12 protein-coding genes and 1 pseudogene are annotated in these 16,017 nt (G+C 67.6%); 6 read left to right on the top strand and 7 right to left on the bottom strand.

Annotated features, from left to right (window positions below; translation table 11 throughout):
* Positions 1-6: 6 nt before the first annotated feature.
* The 4 genes from JHC99_RS02440 to hflX all read left to right on the top strand — a co-directional run bounded on the left by JHC99_RS02440 (position 7) and on the right by hflX (position 4,226).
* Positions 7-1,416 carry a sigma-54 dependent transcriptional regulator gene (locus JHC99_RS02440; protein WP_292151876.1) on the top strand — a complete coding sequence of 470 codons (1,410 nt, stop codon included), beginning with the start codon at positions 7-9 and terminating at the stop codon, positions 1,414-1,416.
* Positions 1,416-2,276 (top strand): D-amino-acid transaminase, encoded by an 861-nt coding sequence (locus tag JHC99_RS02435; RefSeq protein WP_292151875.1) that lies wholly within the window; start codon positions 1,416-1,418, stop codon positions 2,274-2,276. The genes JHC99_RS02440 and JHC99_RS02435 overlap by 1 nt, the downstream gene beginning before the upstream one ends.
* 140 nt (positions 2,277-2,416) lie before the next feature.
* The gene (hfq, locus tag JHC99_RS02430; RefSeq protein WP_013269198.1) at positions 2,417-2,662 is read left to right on the top strand and encodes an RNA chaperone Hfq; all 246 of its coding nucleotides are present in this window, start codon (positions 2,417-2,419) and stop codon (positions 2,660-2,662) included.
* 256 nt (positions 2,663-2,918) lie between these two features.
* Positions 2,919-4,226: a GTPase HflX gene (hflX, locus tag JHC99_RS02425; RefSeq protein ID WP_292151874.1), complete on the top strand. Its 1,308-nt coding sequence runs from the start codon at positions 2,919-2,921 to the stop codon at positions 4,224-4,226.
* A gap of 9 nt (positions 4,227-4,235) precedes the next feature.
* Here the strand turns inward: hflX and JHC99_RS02420 are convergent, their stop codons facing one another.
* From JHC99_RS02420 to JHC99_RS02410, 3 genes are all read right to left on the bottom strand, one after another.
* On the bottom strand, positions 4,236-4,910 hold the full coding sequence (locus tag JHC99_RS02420; RefSeq protein ID WP_292151873.1) for a hemolysin III family protein: 675 nt from the start codon (positions 4,908-4,910) through the stop codon (positions 4,236-4,238).
* Between the two features lie 100 nt (positions 4,911-5,010).
* Entirely contained in the window at positions 5,011-6,606 is a 1,596-nt protein-coding gene (locus tag JHC99_RS02415) for a pectate lyase (protein WP_292151872.1), read from the bottom strand.
* A gap of 1 nt (position 6,607) precedes the next feature.
* A complete protein-coding gene (locus JHC99_RS02410) occupies positions 6,608-8,098 on the bottom strand; it encodes a family 43 glycosylhydrolase (RefSeq protein WP_292151871.1) in 1,491 nt (496 codons plus the stop codon).
* Between the two features lie 272 nt (positions 8,099-8,370).
* Here JHC99_RS02410 and JHC99_RS02405 point away from each other — a divergent pair, with 272 nt between their 5' ends.
* Positions 8,371-11,382, top strand: coding sequence for a DUF6298 domain-containing protein (locus JHC99_RS02405; RefSeq protein WP_292151870.1), 3,012 nt, complete (start codon positions 8,371-8,373; stop codon positions 11,380-11,382).
* An 8-nt stretch (positions 11,383-11,390) separates the two neighbouring features.
* Here the strand turns inward: JHC99_RS02405 and JHC99_RS02400 are convergent, their stop codons facing one another.
* Genes JHC99_RS02400 through JHC99_RS02390 form a run of 3 tightly spaced genes read right to left on the bottom strand, consistent with a single transcriptional unit; the run spans position 11,391 to position 13,293 of the window.
* Positions 11,391-12,077 (bottom strand): ribonuclease HII, encoded by a 687-nt coding sequence (locus tag JHC99_RS02400; RefSeq protein ID WP_292151869.1) that lies wholly within the window; start codon positions 12,075-12,077, stop codon positions 11,391-11,393.
* Positions 12,074-12,646: a DNA-3-methyladenine glycosylase I gene (locus JHC99_RS02395; protein WP_292151868.1), complete on the bottom strand. Its 573-nt coding sequence runs from the start codon at positions 12,644-12,646 to the stop codon at positions 12,074-12,076. The genes JHC99_RS02400 and JHC99_RS02395 overlap by 4 nt, the downstream gene beginning before the upstream one ends.
* Positions 12,643-13,293: a cyclase family protein gene (locus tag JHC99_RS02390; protein WP_292151867.1), complete on the bottom strand. Its 651-nt coding sequence runs from the start codon at positions 13,291-13,293 to the stop codon at positions 12,643-12,645. Before JHC99_RS02390 ends, JHC99_RS02395 begins: the two co-directional genes overlap by 4 nt.
* Positions 13,294-13,319: 26 nt before the next feature.
* Here JHC99_RS02390 and JHC99_RS18725 point away from each other — a divergent pair.
* Positions 13,320-14,885 (top strand): annotated as a pseudogene (locus JHC99_RS18725) (alpha/beta fold hydrolase); the annotation flags it as partial.
* A 289-nt stretch (positions 14,886-15,174) separates the two neighbouring features.
* Here JHC99_RS18725 and JHC99_RS02380 read toward each other — a convergent pair.
* Positions 15,175-15,978, bottom strand: a complete 804-nt coding sequence (locus JHC99_RS02380; RefSeq protein ID WP_292151904.1) for a folate-binding protein — start codon at positions 15,976-15,978, stop codon at positions 15,175-15,177.
* Positions 15,979-16,017 lie beyond the last annotated feature (39 nt).

Here is a 16,017-nt window from a genome sequence, read left to right as displayed (position 1 = left end):
GGCGATATGCGATCCACCGGAGCTGATATTCTGGTCGTCGACGATGAGGCGGACATCCGCGAGCTGGTCTCTGGCCTGCTGGAAGACGAGGGCCACGCCGTCCGCGTCGCCTCCAATGCCGAGGAGGCCTTGGCGGGCATCCGGGCGAGGAAGCCGACCTTGCTGGTGCTCGACATCTGGATGCAGGGCGGCGGCATGGATGGGCTGGAACTGCTCGACATGGTCAAGGCGCTGGACGCCGACCTGCCCGTCGTCATGATCTCTGGCCACGGCAACATCGAGACGGCGGTCAGCGCCCTGAAGCGCGGTGCCTATGACTTCATCGAAAAGCCGTTCAAGTCCGACCGCCTCGTGGTCGTCATTCAGCGCGCGCTGGAAGCGGCCAGCCTGAAGCGCGAGAACCGCCGTCTGCGGGCCCAGGCCTCGGTGCCGACCGGCCTGATCGGCCGCTCCGCCGCCGCCCAGATCCTGCGCACGACGATCGCCAAGGTCGCGCCGGCCAATAGCCGCGTGCTGATCTCCGGCCCTCCCGGCTCCGGCAAGGAACTGGTCGCGCGCCAGATCCACGAGGCCAGCCCGCGTGCGCGCGGCGAGTTCGTCGCCATCTCGGCCGCCGGGATGACGCCCGAACGCCTCGATCTGGAGCTGTTCGGCGAGGAGGGCCACGACGGCCGGCCACGCAAGATCGGCGTCTTCGAGCGCGCCCATAACGGCACCCTGTATCTGGACGATGTCGGCGACATGCCGCGCGAAAGCCAGAGCCGAATCCTGCGTGTCCTGGTCGAACAGCGGTTCCGCCGCGTCGGCGGCGAACAGGATGTCCAGGTCGATGTCCGGGTGGTGACCTCGACCTCGCGCGACCTCAAGATCGAGATCACCGAGGGCCGGTTCCGCGAAGACCTGTTCCACCGCCTGAACGTCGTGCCTATCCGGGTACCGGCCCTGGCCGAACGGCGCGAGGACATTCAGGAGCTGGTGGAGTACTTCATCGACACCCTGAGCGCCTCGCAGGGGCTGCCACGCCGGACCTTGGGCGACGACGCGATCGCGGTCCTTCAGGTCAATCCCTGGCCCGGCAATGTACGCCAGCTGCGGAACAACGTCGAACGCCTGCTGATCCTGGCCACCGGCGACATCGCCGACCCGATCTCTGCCGAGATGCTGCCTCAGGAGGTCGCCTCGGGTTCTTCCGGTGGCGGGGCGGGTGCCGAACGCACCATCGCCCTGCCGTTGCGCGAGGCCCGCGAGGTGTTCGAGCGCGAATATCTGGCGGCCCAGATCATGCGTTTCGGCGGAAATATCTCGCGCACGGCCGCATTCATCGGCATGGAGCGTTCCGCGCTGCACAGAAAGCTGAAGTCGCTGGGCGTGTCGCCCTCGCGCGGCGGCGACGACGAAGAAGGAAGTATCGACTGATGTCGCGGGTCGCCTACGTCAACGGAAACTATCTGCCGCACAGCCAGGCCACGGTCCATATCGAGGATCGCGGCTATCAGTTCGCCGACGCCGTCTATGAGGTCTGGTCGGTGTTCGACGGCCGGCTGGGCGATCTGGACGGGCACATGACCCGCCTGCATCGCAGCCTGACCGAGCTGAAGATCCCGATCCCGATGACGAAACAGGCGCTCAAGCGGGTGCTGGACGAGACCATCCGGAGAAACCGGGTGACCAACGGCATCCTGTACTTGCAGGTCAGCCGGGGCACGGCGCCCCGCGACCACGCGTTTCCGATCGACACCCCGCCCAGCGTCGTCGTTACCGCCAAGCGCATCGACCTGCGCAAGGGCGAGGCCCTGGCCGCCAAGGGCGCGGCCGGTGTCACCCGCCCCGACATCCGCTGGGGCCGTTGCGACATCAAGACCGTGGGCCTGTTGCCCAACGTCCTGGCCAAACAGGCGGCACGCGAAGCCGGTGCCTATGAGTGCCTGATGTACGACGAGATGGGTCTGGTCACGGAAGGCTCCTCGACCAACGCCTGGATCGTGGACGAGAACGGCAAGCTGCGCACGCGCGACACCCAGGCCAACATCCTGCGCGGCGTCACCCGGACCCAGCTTCTGGCCATGATCGCCGAGGAAGGCGTCGAACTGGACGAACGCCCCTTCTCGGTCGAGGAGGCCAAGCGGGCGCGGGAGGTTTTCGTTACCGCGTCGTCCACCTTCGTCATGCCGCTGGTGTCGCTGGACGGAACCAGGATAGGCGACGGCAAGCCCGGCCCGATCGCGACGCGTCTGCGCGAACGCTACATCGACGACACCCGCCGCGACGCGATCTGAGGCCGCCAAGTCCCTGAATAAGCTACCGGGACGGTTGCGGCGGTCGCGAACCCTCGTCTAGGGTGGGCGAGCCGGGCAATCGATCCGGACCCGCGCTCTCCCCGACGCGGCGTAACAAGCAAGAACAGGACAAACCTGCCATGTCGCAAGACAAGCGTCAGAACCTTCAGGACACCTTCCTCAACTCGGTCCGCAAGACCAAGACCCCGCTGACCATCTTCCTGGTCAACGGCGTCAAGCTCCAGGGCATCGTGACCTGGTTCGACAATTTCTGCGTGCTGTTGCGCCGCGACGGCCAGTCGCAGCTGGTCTACAAGCACGCCATCTCGACCATCATGCCCTCGGCCCCGGTCCAGCTCTACGAGCCGGAAGCCGACGAGGATTGAGCGCCAACCGGCGCCGGGTGAACGACATTGTATCCCCGATCTCCGTTAACCCTCGGGCCATCCGCATGCGCCCGCATGCGGGCTTCATGCTCCCAACCGAGGGCCGGATGTCGTGCGCGTGATGCCTTCGGCTTGGCTCACAGGCAGTGCATCACTATCTAGGCAACACGGGCGGATCGTCCGATCCTCGGGTCAAGCCCGAGGATGACGGCGTCTGTGGTAGGCACCGTCGTCAATCATCAATGACAGAGCCTTCTTGACCTCAAAACTGATCGACCATTCCGTCCCGCTCATCCGGGCCATCGTCATCCATCCCGACGGACGCGGCGACAGTTCGCGTCTGGCCGAGGAACGCCTGCAAGAGGCCGTGGGCCTGGCCCGTGCGCTGGATCTTGATGTCCGCGCCGAAGAGATCGTGCGTATCCGCAAGATCACGCCCGCCACCCTGTTCGGCTCGGGCAAGGTCGAGGAACTGGCGGCCCTGGTCCGCGCCGCAGAGGCAGAAGCCGTCGTCGTCGATGACGACCTGACGCCGGTCCAGCAGCGCAATCTGGAGAAGGAATGGGAGTGCAAGGTCATCGACCGCACGGGCCTGATCCTCGAAATCTTCGGTCGTCGTGCCCGCACCAAGGAAGGCCGGCTGCAGGTCGAACTGGCCCGGCTGGACTATGAGAAATCCCGCCTCGTCCGGACCTGGACCCACCTGGAGCGGCAACGCGGCGGCACCGGCTCGACCGGCGGTCCCGGCGAGACGCAGATCGAACTCGACCGCCGCCTGATCGCCGACCGGATCGTCAAGCTGAAGGGCGAACTGGAGGAGGTGCGCCGCACTCGCGGCCTGCACCGGAAACAGCGCCAGAAGGTCCCGTTCCCGACCATCGCCCTCGTCGGCTATACCAACGCCGGCAAATCGACCCTGTTCAACAGGCTGACGGGGTCCGAGGTCCTGGCCAAGGACCTGCTGTTCGCCACCCTGGACACGACCCAGCGGACGATCCGCCTGCCGCAGGGCCGGCCCGCCATCGTCGCCGACACGGTGGGGTTCATCTCCGACCTGCCGCACGAACTGGTCGAGAGCTTCCGCGCGACCCTGGAAGAGGTAGGCGAGGCCGACCTGATCCTGCATGTCCGCGACATCGCCAGTCCTGATTCCGACGCCCAGTCGAAGGATGTCGAGGCGGTGCTGAAACAGATCGAGATTCCCGAGGGCAAGAACCGTCGCATCCTCGAGGTCTGGAACAAGATCGACCTGCTCGACGACGACACCCGCGAGACCATCCTTGGACAGGCCGAACGCCTGTCGGTCGAGGGTCGCGCCGTCGCCGTCTCGGCCTGGACGGGTGAGGGGATCGAGACCCTGCGCCAGCGGATCACCACCCTGATCGACGATGATCCCGAGACCGAGTTGATCCTGTCGCCGTCACAGGGCGAGGCCCTGGCCTGGCTCTACGAGCATGGACGGGTCACGGGCAGGGATACCGATGAGGAGGGCCGCACCCACCTGACGGTCCGCCTAGCGCCTCAGGCCCTGGGTCGGTTCGAGCGACAGTTCCAGGGCGTCTGAAACGGGGCCTCAGGCCTTGGCGGCCAGAACCACTCCGACCAGTACCGCGACCCAGTGGACGCTGGCGGCGGCGACCACGTGGCCGTGCCAGATGGCGCGGAAATACTTGAGCCGCTTCTGCACGTAGAACAGGACGCCGGTCGTATAGACGAGGCCGCCGATGCCGAGCAGCAGCAGGGCGACCCAGGATCCGTGCGCCAGCATGGGCTGGAAGGCGATCAGCACCAGCCAGCTCAGGGCGATGTAGATAGCGACCCAGAAGCCCTTGCCGAGGCCCGGCAGGAACAGCTTGCCCAGCGCCCCCAGCGTCGCCAGCCCCCACACTGCCCCGGTCATAGCCCAGGCCCACGCGCCGGTCAGGGTGTGGGTGGTGAAGGGCGTGTAGGAGGCCGCGATCATGAGGAAGATGCCGGCGTGATCCAGCCGTCGCATGATCGGCTGGAACCGGGGCGCGGCGAAATTGTACGCGGTCGAGAACCCCAGCATGGCCAGCAATCCGGCGGCATAGACGCTGGTCGCCGCGATCAGGCCGACGTCGCCGCGCGACACCGACAGGCCCAGCAGCACCCCGCCGCCGAACAGGGCCAGGGTCAGGCCTGTCAGGTGGACAATCAGGTCCGCCAGCCGAGCACCCGACGTCGGATAATGGGCCGAGATCCGGAAGATGTCTCTCATGTCCGCCATGTCGAGCCGGTCGTTGGAAGGTGTGCGTCAACCTAAGACCGGATGGCCGTCGATCAAGGCGTCACGATGTCGCCTGACATGACGTCAGGCCCGGGCCGTCCTACTTGTGTGCCTCAAGATACCCGATCAACCGGCTCATGTTGTTGATGTAAAGCCCGGTCGATATTCCAATTGGCCCGGTCGGTTCGGTGAACGGTGAGGTGTCCCATTCGTCGCCGACCTGACCACGATCGACGAAGCCGGGCGGCGGTGCCGGCGGGCCGTCGCCCCGATAGGGATGGCTGGTAGTGCGCAGTTCCAGCGGCCAGTAGCCCTCGGTGTTCAACTCGCCGATCAGCACGGCCGCATCGTTGGCCGACTGGGTCCGGGCCGCCGTGATGTTCAGATCCGACCCGCCGACCGCTCGCGTGACGACATAGCGGGGCAGCAGAGAGGGTGCGCGCCCCATCAGCACCGAGGCCGCCGTCGCCGCCTCGGTGGACAGGGCCGCCGTCCGGTCGAACCGCGCACGCAGGGCCGGCACATCGACCCGTTTCTCGGCGCGGGTGTCGCTGGTGTTGAAGTCCGACCAGTATTCGCCGTTCTGGGCGTTCGAGCCCCGCCGGTGCGTTCCGATCAGCCGAGCTGTGCCAGGTTCGTAGTTGCGATAGAAGTTCAGGCCGCTGGCCGGTCGCTTGTCCGCAGGGATCTCGACACTGGCGAGCCAATCGATCGCCTCGGGGATGCGCGCCAGATATTTTCGCTCGCCGGTCTGGCCATAGTAGTCGAGCAACTGGCCGATCGCGGCCGCCGTGCCGTGGGGCGTAATCGCCGCCGGTTCATAGGTCCGTGCGCCAGAGGGTTTCAGGTCGAGCGTGTACTGCATGGCCCAGCCGGGCGTCGGCGCCGGCTGTTGCAAAGCTAGGATCAACTCCATCGCCTTGACCACGGGCGCCCGCACCCGCTCGTCCTTCAACTGCTGGAGCACCAGCAGCAGGAAACTGATGTTCTCCTCGGCGACCTCGTCGTTCAGGGTGATGAAGCCGGTGTAGTCGGGACGGCCGTGGTTCGAGAACGCGCCCATGCGCGGATATCGCTGCGGCCAGCCGCCGTTCGGATACTGGCTCTCCAGGATGAAATCGACGGCCTTGTCGGTGGCGGCGCGGTACTTCGGATCGCCCTCTTCGAGGTGCAGGCGCAGCAGGAACCGCCCGCATTCGACCGTCGCATGATCGTCGAACGTGGCGTTGCCGTAGTAGTGCTGGAATTCCTCGAGCCGCCATCCGTTCCTGCCGATCGTCTCGTACCAGCGCTTCAGCGACTCCTCGCCCGCCGTGTCGATGATATAGTTCCAGCCGCCCGACGGATGCTGGCCCGCGATCAGGGCGGCCGCCGTGCTCTCGGCCGCCGCATAGTACATCTCGTCGCCAGTGGCGTGCCAGGCGTCGAGGAAGGTCTGGCCCATCTCCGGCGTGCCCGGCGCCTGGGTCCAGATCATCGACGGATAGGCCTCCATCTCACCCCACCGCCGTGAGAAATCGGCGAGATAGGACCAAACATAGCCGCCCCCCACCGCCACCTTGTCGGTCATGAAGCGGGTCGCCTTGGCCATGGCGGCCCTGACCGTCTCGGGCGTCGCCTCCGCCGCGAACGCAGGCACGGCGGGCAGCAGGGGCAGGGCGGCGGCGGTCAGCAGCCAGGTGCGACGGTTCAGCATCTCAGAGGGCCCTGAAGGTGAAGTTCCTGAACCGCGCCTCGCCGTTCCCGGCCGAGTAGATCCCGGGTCTCAGCATCATGAAGCCGTTGCGGACGTTCTGGTTATAACCGGACACCTCCATATGCCGGTCGAACCGCCGCCAGGTCACCCCGTCCGCGCTGCTGTCGAAGAACAGCACATTGTAGGCGTTGGTCATCCGCAGATGCATCTTCGTGCCGAACGGATTGGCCGGGCGGCCGCGCTCGATCCCGTACTGGTGGGTCACGAACCGGTCCTTGTCGAACCCGACCCCGGCATAGAGTTCGCGGTCGTAGAACATGATCAGCCCGGCGGTGACGCCCGGATCGACATCGATCTCGCAGGTGATCTCATAGGCCTGATCGCCCTGCACGAAGGTCAGGGGCGAGCAGGACGAGGGCGCTGTGCCCTTGGCGCGCATGTGAAGGACGCCGTTCTCGCGGCGCAGCCGGGACTTTTCCTCGGCTTCCGGCGCGTAGAAGCTCCATTGCAGGCCGAACTTGTCGGTCGAGAAGTCGTCAGACAGGGCCATGCCGTGGGGCACGGCCTCGCCGCCTGCGGGCTTGGGCAGGGGGGCGGCCAGGTCGCCGCCCTTGGCCCGGAACCAGCCGTCCCCGGTCCATTCGATGGGATCCAGCAGAGCCTGCCGCCCCAGGGTCCAGTAGGCGTTCTCGTAGCCGTGATAGACCATCCACCAGTCGCCTGCCGGGCCCTCGACCAGAGTCGCATGGCCGCGCGACCACCACTTCTCGGCTCCTGAGGCGGTCCGAACGATCGGGTTGGCGGGATCGTCTTCCCACGGCCCATGGACCGACTTCGACCGTGCGACGATGACCATATGGCCGGTCGGCGGGCCCGAGGTGCCGCCCACGGCGGTGATCATGTAGAAATACTCCCCGTGCCGCATGACCTTGGGGCCCTCGGGCGAGAAGCTCTCGACGATCCAGTTTTCCGGATAGTGCCACGGGTCATAGACGTGCTTGATCTCGCCGACCGTGGCCATGCCGTCGTCGGTCAGTTCGACCATGTCGCCGCCCGACAGGAACAGGTAGCGCTTGCCGTCCTCGCCGACGATGTGGCCCGGATCGATATGGGCGGGCAGTTTCAGATCGACCGGATCGGACCACGGCCCCTCGATCCGGTCGGCCCAGATCACATAGCTGGAGCGATAGTCGGGGAAGCGGGCGGGGATGTAGACGAAGAACCGGCCGTCATGTTTGCACAGCTCGGGGGCCCACACCGAGCCGATGTTCCTGGTCAGGGCCGCGACCACTGGTTGCCAGTTCACCAGGTCCCGGGAATGCCAGATGTGGATGCCCGGCACCGACTCGAACGACGAGAAGGTCATGTAGTAGTCGTCGCCGTCCTTCAGGATCGACGGGTCCGGGTGATCGCCGGCGAGGATGGGGTTGAGGAAGGTCCCGTTTCCGAGGTCAGCCTTCCTCTGGTTCTCGATTCCGCGCGCCCATTTCATGTGGGACCACTCGCGTCCGAGCGGCGCGGCCTCCTCATTTGTCTGCGCAACGGCACGCCCTGAGGACACAGCCGACATGGCCACTCCGCCCAGAAAAAGGGAGAGCGAGGAACGTCTGGTAAGCGGTGTCATTTTGGTGCGAAACTGCTGTGACGCGGCGGTACTGGGCATCGGGATCACTGGATTTCCTCTGACCACTCTGCGGCGGTCTCTAGGCGCGGGCGGGCCCGGCGGATGGAGCGAATAGACATGACTGCGAGTGGGAAAGCTAGATGCGTCTGAGTTTTGTGGCGATCATCGCGGGTCTGGCAGTGATGCTGGTCGGGGGCGCGCAAGCCGCCGAGACCGGGATTCTGGCTGGATGGCGCGCGCCCCGGATCGACTTTTCGCATGCCGGATATCGGGGCGGCGGCGTGGCCCCCCCGGTACAGCCCGCGACCCTGATCGTCGAGCCGGCTCCCGGCGACGACACCGACCGGATCATGGCTGCCATTCGCATCGTCGAGCAGATGTCGGCGGACTCCCAGGGTCATCGCGGCGTGGTCCAGCTGGCTCCGGGCGACTTCGAGATCGCCGGCCAGGTTCGCATCGAAGCGAGCGGGGTGGTGCTGCGCGGGGCCGGGGCGGGCGAGGCCGGCTCCGTGCTGATCGCCACCGGCCATGACCGCCGCGCCCTGATCGCCATCGCGGCGACTGATGAGGCCGTCGTCGCGGGGGACGTCGAACACACCATCGCCGAGGCCCCTGTCGGGACCCGTTCCGTCACCCTCGACACCGTCGCCGGCCTGCGGGTCGGTGATGCCGTCACCGTGACGCGACCCAGTACGGCCGACTGGATCACCCACCTGGGCATGGACGCGTTTCAGGGTTGGCGGCCCGAGGGGCGACTGAACTGGAAGCCAGGGTCGCGCGACATCGTCTGGGATCGCCGGATCACGGCCATCGACGGTCGGACCGTGACGCTCGACGCCCCCTTGACCACGGCCATCGAGGCGGTCTGGGGCGGCGGGGTTCTGCGCAAGGGTCCGTCGGCGGCCCGGTTGAGCGAAGTCGGGGTCGAGGGGCTGAAACTGGTTTCCGCCTCCGATCCCGCCCGTCCGCTGGACGAGGACCATAGCTGGTTCGCCATCGCCGTGGACCGCGCCGAGGATGTCTGGATCCGCAACGTCGCGGCGGAGGGCTTTGCAAGCTACGTCGTCGATCTGGGCGCGACCAGCCGCCGGGTGACGGTCCAGGACGTCTCGGCGGCCCGGCCGGTGTCGGAGCTCGGCGGCCTGCGTCGCCGCGTCTTCTACACCGCCGGGCAACAGGCGCTGTTCGTGCGCTGCGACAGCCGCGACGGCATCCACGACTTCGCCTTGGGGCACACTGCAGCTGGGCCGAATGTCTTCCTCGACTGCACCGCCATCGACGCCCACGGCGATTCCGGTCCCCTCGAAAGCTGGGCCTCGGGGGCCCTGTTTGACGGCGTCAAGGTGCGCGGCGGCGGCCTCAACCTCACTCACCGGGGACGCGATGCCCAGGGCGCGGGCTGGTCCGCGGCCAACTCCCTGCTGTGGAACTGCGAGGCGACGGAGGTCGATGTCCGCAGCCCGCCGGGCGCGCTAAACGCCGCCGTCGGCTGTCGCGGCGAGGTCTCCGGCGACGGCGTGATCGAGGATCCCCGCATCCAGCCCGGTCGCGACTTCTATCGCGCCACGCCGCAGCAGCCGCCAAGCCTCTACCGCGCCCAGTTGGAGACCCGGCTGGGCCCTGCCGCCCTTGCCGCGCTCGCGCCCGTAACCTTGTCCCCGGTACCCCCGAATGCCCGGCGTCTGACCGAGGCCGAGGTCGTGGCCTATGCCCGCACGGCCCACCCGACGGCCGAGAGCCACCCGCTGACCATCGTCGACGGCCAGTTCGTGATCGACGGCCGGCCAGCCTGGCGGCGTGTCCTGGGCTTCTCCTTCTTCCAGGCCCAGATGGTGCCCGCCCTGGCCCCGGCCTTCGGCCCTGCCCTGACCCGGTTCGCTCCGGGGCTGGAGGGGGGCGGCCTGACCGACGACCTGCCGGCCCTGGCGGCCTCGTTGAACACCGGCGACGTGGTGTCCCACAACTACGGCCTCTGGTACGACCGGCGCCGCGTCGATCATGACTTCTACGGCTCGCCGGACCAGAAGGACGGAGAGGTCTGGGGCCCCTTCATGGAGCTTCCCTGGGCCCGCAGCGGAACCGGCCGCGCCTGGGACGGGCTCAGCCAGTACGACCTGACCCGCTTCAATCCGTGGTTCTTCGACCGCATCCAGACCTTCGCCGACCTGGCGGCGCAGCGGGGCGTGGTCCTGTATCACCAGATGTACATGCAGCACTGGCTGCTGGAGAGCCGGTCGCACTATGTCGACTTCCCGTGGCGGCCGATGAACGCCATCCAGGCGACGGGCATGCCGAACGAGGTTCCGGCCGCCACCGTGTTCTGGGACGTGTCCGACCCAATGCGTCGCGACCTTCACCGACTGTATATCCGGCATACCCTGGATGTGCTGAAGGACCGCCCCAACGTCGTCATCGGTCTGGATCCCGAATACACCGGGCCCCTGGAGTTCACCCGCTTCTGGCTGGACACCATCGCCGCCTGGGAGGCCGAAACCGGAACGTCGCTTCACGTCGTGCTGGAGGCGCCGAAGCATCAGGTCGATGCCGTACTGGATGATCCGGTCCGGTCGCGCATCGTCGACGGGATCGAGATCCATCACTGGGCCTATCGCCCGGACGGCAGCCTGTTCGCCGTCGTCGGCGGGATTAACAAGGCACCGCGCGAACAGGTCGACGCGATCGCGAGGCCCGAAGACCTCGTCGGCGTGGCGGAGGCGGATGTCGGCGCCGCGCGTCAGGCGCTTTGGCGGTCGACGCCGGAGATGCGCTATCGGCTCTATCGCGAGTACCGCGACCGGCGCGGCGGTCTCGTGGTCGTCGGGGCCGAGGACGTCTGGCCGGGCCTCAGCCGTGCCGTCGAGCAGATCGTCCCGGCGACGGTTCGCGAGACGATGCGGTCAGTATCGGGCCCGGTCACCGAGACCGCCAAGGCATGGAGCCTCGGTGCAGGAGGCGGGGCGTCGTTGACCTACAGCCTGGACGGTGGCGTCGTCACCCTCTCGCAACCGCTCGGCGACGCGGCGAGAGCCGTCTGGATCGGGGAGGACGGCACTCCGCTCGAGGCCGCGCTAGCCGCCGGAACCACGACGCTGACTCCGCCGCCGGCCATGGCGGGGCGACCCGTTGCGGTGTGGATCAGGCCGGCGATCTGATCCGTCGGTCAGGCCGAAACGTCAGCGATCCGCTCGGCCTTGAGCAGGGCCCGAATGGGGGCCCAGGCACCCCGGTGGGCGGGGCAGGGGCCCATGGCCTTCAGCGCCGCCTGGTGGATCGGCGCATTGTAGCCCTTGTGGCTGGCGAATCCGTATCCGGGATAGGTCGCGTCCAGCTCGACCATCAGCCGGTCGCGCGCGGTCTTGGCCAGGATGGAGGCCGCCGCGATCGACAAGGACAGGCCGTCGCCGCCGATCACGGTCTGGACCTCGCAGGGCAGCTTGAATCGGTAGTTCCCGTCCACCAGGGCCGCCGCGACCGGCTGGCCCAGCCCCTCGACCGCGCGGCACATGGCCAGGCCCGTGGCATGCAGGATGTTCAGCTCGGCGATTTCCTGGACCGAGGCGAAGCCGACGGCCCAGGCGACCGCGCGCGCCTTGATCTCGATCTCCAGCGCCTCTCGCCGGGCATGGGTCAGGGCCTTGGAGTCGTCGATGCCCGGGGGCACGTCACCGGGGTTCAGGATCACCGCCGCCGCCGAAACCGGCCCGGCCCACGGCCCGCGACCCGCTTCGTCCACGCCACAGACGAGCCCGCCCGCCGACTGGGCCAGCAGGGTCTCCAGCGTCAGCGTCGGAAATGGTCGCGCAGGCGTCTTGGGTTTGCGGGTTGTCGGAGCCTTCGGGGCATTCATGGCTCGCCCATCGCACGAACTTCCTCGCAGCGAAAGCAGGACGAGACGTGATCGTTGACCATGCCGGTGGCCTGCATGAAGGCATAGACGATCACCGGTCCGCAGAAGTTGAACCCGCGTTTTTTCAACGCCTTGGCCATGGCGACCGAGGCATCGCTCTGGGTCAGTCCAACGGGGCTGCCCTGCACCGGCCGACCGTCCACGAACGACCACAGCCAGGCGGAAAAGTCCTCGCCGCCGTCGCGCATGTCCAGCCAGACCTGCGCACCCCGGATCGTCGCATCGATCTTGGCCCGCGAGCGGATGATGCCCGGATCGGCCAGCAGCCGTGCCCGGTCGATGTCGTCGTAGCGGGCGACCTTTTCAGGATCGAAACCGTCGAAGGCGGCGCGCAGGGTCTCGCGTTTCCTCAGGATGGTGATCCAGGCCAGCCCCGCCTGAAATCCGTCCAGTGCCAGCTTTTCCCACAGGGCCCGGGCATCATACTCGGGCACCCCCCATTCGGTGTCGTGATAGGCGACATAGAGCGGGTCGGTCCCGCACCAGGCGCAGCGATGGATCGGAGTCATGGAACCTCTGCGAAGGCACGGACCGGAAAGGTCCCGAAACCGGTGATCTTGGGTGGCGCGGCGCTGAAGCGGAAACCGTGGTCAGGCAGGGCCTCGAGGCCACGCATGTGTTCGACGATCGCGATGCCCGCGCCCAGCAGCACGGTGTGGACCGGCCGGGCCTTGCCGCGGGTGTCGTCGATATTGTGGGAATCGATGCCGACCAGTGTCGCCCCGGCCTCGACCAGATATCGCGCCGCCTGTTCCGTCACGAACGGATGGTCCTCGAAATAGGCATCGGTCCGCCAGTGTTGATCCCAGCCGGTATGGATCAGCACGGCCTTGCCTAGAAGATCCAGACCACGGAACGCCTCGACATCCACAGCCTGGATGTCTTTTGCCCTGACGGTGACACCCGGCAGACAAACCAGGCGCTCAAGAGGCAGGGCGCTCAGGTCGTCGCCGTCCGCGTAGCGGTGGAAGGGGGAGTCCAGGTAGGTTCCCGTATTCCCGACCATGTCGATCCGCCCGATCTGGAACTCGGCCCCGGCATCATAGTTTCCGCGCGACGCTTCGCGGCTGAGGTGGTCGCAGATCAGTGGCGCGGGCAGCCCCTTGTAGGTGATCATCCCGCCTTCGATCGTGTGGCTCAGGTCCAGCAGTCGCATGGGCTCTCCGATGGGTGCGGGCGCGGATGGCATGTCTGGCTCGAGGATTCGAGTCATCCGGGGCTTCAGCCATCCCTCATCCTATCGCCGTCATGTTCGGAAAGTCGTGGTCGTCAGGAAAAATCTGGCACAGGATCGGCTCGGGGAAGACTTGGGGAAGCGCCGCCATGACGATCAGGATCTGGACCGCCGTCGCGATGATCGGTGCCCTGCTGGCCGGGACGGGCGCTCAGGCCCAGACGCCGCCGCAGCCCACACCCGCCGCTGCCGAGGCAAGCCCGGTTTCGCTGGAGGCCGTGGCCCAGGCCATGGACCAGGGCGACATCGCCGCCCTGCGCGTCGCCGCTATGGACCGCGACCTGATCGACCGGTTGCGCGCGACCGACCCCGACACCCTGATCGAATTCCAGCTGGCCCTCGCCGAAGCCTATGAGAATGCCGGCCTGAAGGGCGACGCGACCGCCGCCTACGTGCAGGCCCTGGTCTCCATCCTGCAGTTCCGGGGGCAGGGCCACGTGTCCATGATCGAGCCGCTGGAGGCAGTCGGGCGTCTGGCCACCGAACCCAGCCTGAAGGCCGACTGGTTTCTGAGGGCCTACGAGATCCGTGAGAGCGTCTATGGCGCAAACAATCCGAACCTGGCTCCCTATCGCGCCGAGCTCGACGCCGCCCGCCGCGCCGCCAACCTGAACCCGCTCGGCACCCGCGCGGCCCCGGCGGACGGCGCGTCCAACTTCGACCTGATCGACGTCTACTATGCCACCCACCGGGCCCGGACCGGTCAGCTGACGCCGGCCGGGATGTTCGGCGGAGATCGTGCGCCACTCAGCTTCGGCGTCGCGGAGGTCAGCGTGCCGCGCGACCGCGCGCCGGGGTCCATCCCCCGGCCCTCGATCTGGACCCTGGAGTTCCGGCCCGACCCCAACAAGCACATGATCCTGAACAGCGTGACGCCGGTGACCGACCGCGACGCCTTCTTCAACCGGGTGTCCAGCGTGGTGGCGGGGACCGAGCGCAAGGAGGTCTTCGTCTTCATCCATGGCTACAACACCTCGTTCGAGGGGGCGGCGATCCGCACGGCGCAGCTGGCTGTGGACATGAACCTGGACGGCGCGCCGATTCTCTATTCCTGGCCGTCGCGGGCCAGTCTGCTGGGCTATCAGGCCGATACCCGCGCCGTGGCCGACAGAGCCCTGCTGAACGAGGTCGCCGACTTCCTGACCGACGTCGCCAATCGCACGGGGGCCGGGCGTGTCCACCTCGTCGCGCATTCGATGGGAAACCGGGTGCTGGAGCGGGCGCTCGACGTCATCGCCGCCCGCACGCCGGGTCGCCCCCCTATGTTCAACGAGGTGGTCTTCGCCGCCCCCGACGTCGGGGTGGACGAGTTCGAGGCGACCTTCCCCCGCATCCTGCCGACCGGCCAGAGGTTCACCCTCTATGCCTCCCAGCGCGACCGGGCGCTGCAGATATCGCAACAGATCAACCGGATGCAGCGCGTCGGCGATGCCCGCAACGTCGTGGTCCGCGAGGGTCTGCAGACCGTGGACACCACCTCGGCCTCGGGCGGCCTGCTGGGTCACGACGACTTCGCCGGCAGTGCCCTGGCCGACTTCCGCGCGGTGATGTGGCTGTCGCTCGCCCCCGAACGGCGCTGTGTGCTGGAAACCGCCGAGACCGCCGGCCGTCGCTACTGGGCCTTCGGCGGCGGCTGCCCGGAACAGGAGTTCGTCGAGGACACCCAGACCGTCCGCGCCGACGGCTCGATCGAAAAGGCCCTGGCCCGGCTCGACGACGATGCGTCCAAGGCCGCCGCCCTGGCTCGCGACGCCCTGATCCGCAAGCGCGAGCGGCTGGCCGTCATGTTCGGCCTGGCCGCGCCTACGCCTCGGGCGACTGCCACTCCGGCATCCAGTCCGGCCGCCACGCCCGCGCCGACACCCCGTCGATCGTCAGCTCGCCCTGCGACCGGTCGAGCCGCATCAGTCCGATCGCCGCGTTCGTAGCGCCGCTCAGCACCTCGCCCGCGCGCCGTTCGCCGCTCAGCACCTCGGCCCCGAAGGTCGGGGTAGGGCCGTCGAAGGCGAGCGGCAGCATCCGGTTCTTGATCGTCCCGCGCCGCTTCATTCGCGACGTCGTCTCCTGACCGACGAAACAGCCCTTGGCGAAGTCGATCCCGTTCAGCAGGTCGAGGTTGGCCTCGATCGGATAGGTGCGGTCAGACCCGGCGTCCGCAAACGGGTCGGGTACGCCGAGCGCCAGCCGATGCGCATCATAGTCGGCTTTGGTCGCCGTCACCGTGGCGACGCCGCCGTACCCCCGTCCGCCGAGCGCGCTCAGCCGCGGATCGACCACGAATCCCGGCGCCACCTCAGGCCAACTGGCGAAGACTGCGCTTTCGTCGGAGGTGACCTCCACCTGCGCGCGCAGCCGATACATCGACAGTCGCTGGACCAGGGCCTCGCGCCGCTCCGCCGCCACGTCCAGAAGCACCGAATCCGCCTCACCGATCAGGAACAGGTCGAACAGCAGCCGTCCCGGCGGCGACAGCAGGGCCCCGAACCGCACATCGCCGTCCTCCAACGTCTCGACGTCCTGGGTCAGCAGATTGTGCAGGAACGGCCGGGCGTCTGGCCCGGCGACCCGGATCAGGGAACGACTGTCGAGGCGGGCGATGTGCGTCATCGTCGCTAGATAGGGCGACCCGGCCCGATACGCGAGGAC

This window comes from Brevundimonas sp., assembly GCF_016463485.1.
Classification (GTDB): Bacteria; Pseudomonadota; Alphaproteobacteria; order Caulobacterales; family Caulobacteraceae; genus Brevundimonas.
The sequence above is the reverse complement of the archived record's forward strand: the minus strand, read 5'-3'. Positions and strand labels throughout refer to the sequence as shown.

What these genes read in the sequence shown, in the direction of transcription:
- JHC99_RS02440 (WP_292151876.1), top strand. Translation starts at nt 7, where the DNA reads ATGCGATCCACCGGAGCTGATATTCTGGTCGTCGACGATGAGGCGGAC.
- JHC99_RS02435 (WP_292151875.1), top strand. Translation starts at nt 1,416, where the DNA reads ATGTCGCGGGTCGCCTACGTCAACGGAAACTATCTGCCGCACAGCCAG.
- hfq (WP_013269198.1), top strand. Translation starts at nt 2,417, where the DNA reads ATGTCGCAAGACAAGCGTCAGAACCTTCAGGACACCTTCCTCAACTCG.
- JHC99_RS02420 (WP_292151873.1), bottom strand. Translation starts at nt 4,910, where the DNA reads ATGGCGGACATGAGAGACATCTTCCGGATCTCGGCCCATTATCCGACG.
- JHC99_RS02415 (WP_292151872.1), bottom strand. Translation starts at nt 6,606, where the DNA reads ATGCTGAACCGTCGCACCTGGCTGCTGACCGCCGCCGCCCTGCCCCTG.
- JHC99_RS02410 (WP_292151871.1), bottom strand. Translation starts at nt 8,098, where the DNA reads ATGAAATGGGCGCGCGGAATCGAGAACCAGAGGAAGGCTGACCTCGGA.
- JHC99_RS02405 (WP_292151870.1), top strand. Translation starts at nt 8,371, where the DNA reads ATGCGTCTGAGTTTTGTGGCGATCATCGCGGGTCTGGCAGTGATGCTG.
- JHC99_RS02400 (WP_292151869.1), bottom strand. Translation starts at nt 12,077, where the DNA reads ATGAATGCCCCGAAGGCTCCGACAACCCGCAAACCCAAGACGCCTGCG.
- JHC99_RS02395 (WP_292151868.1), bottom strand. Translation starts at nt 12,646, where the DNA reads ATGACTCCGATCCATCGCTGCGCCTGGTGCGGGACCGACCCGCTCTAT.
- JHC99_RS02390 (WP_292151867.1), bottom strand. Translation starts at nt 13,293, where the DNA reads ATGCGACTGCTGGACCTGAGCCACACGATCGAAGGCGGGATGATCACC.
- JHC99_RS02380 (WP_292151904.1), bottom strand. Translation starts at nt 15,978, where the DNA reads ATGACGCACATCGCCCGCCTCGACAGTCGTTCCCTGATCCGGGTCGCC.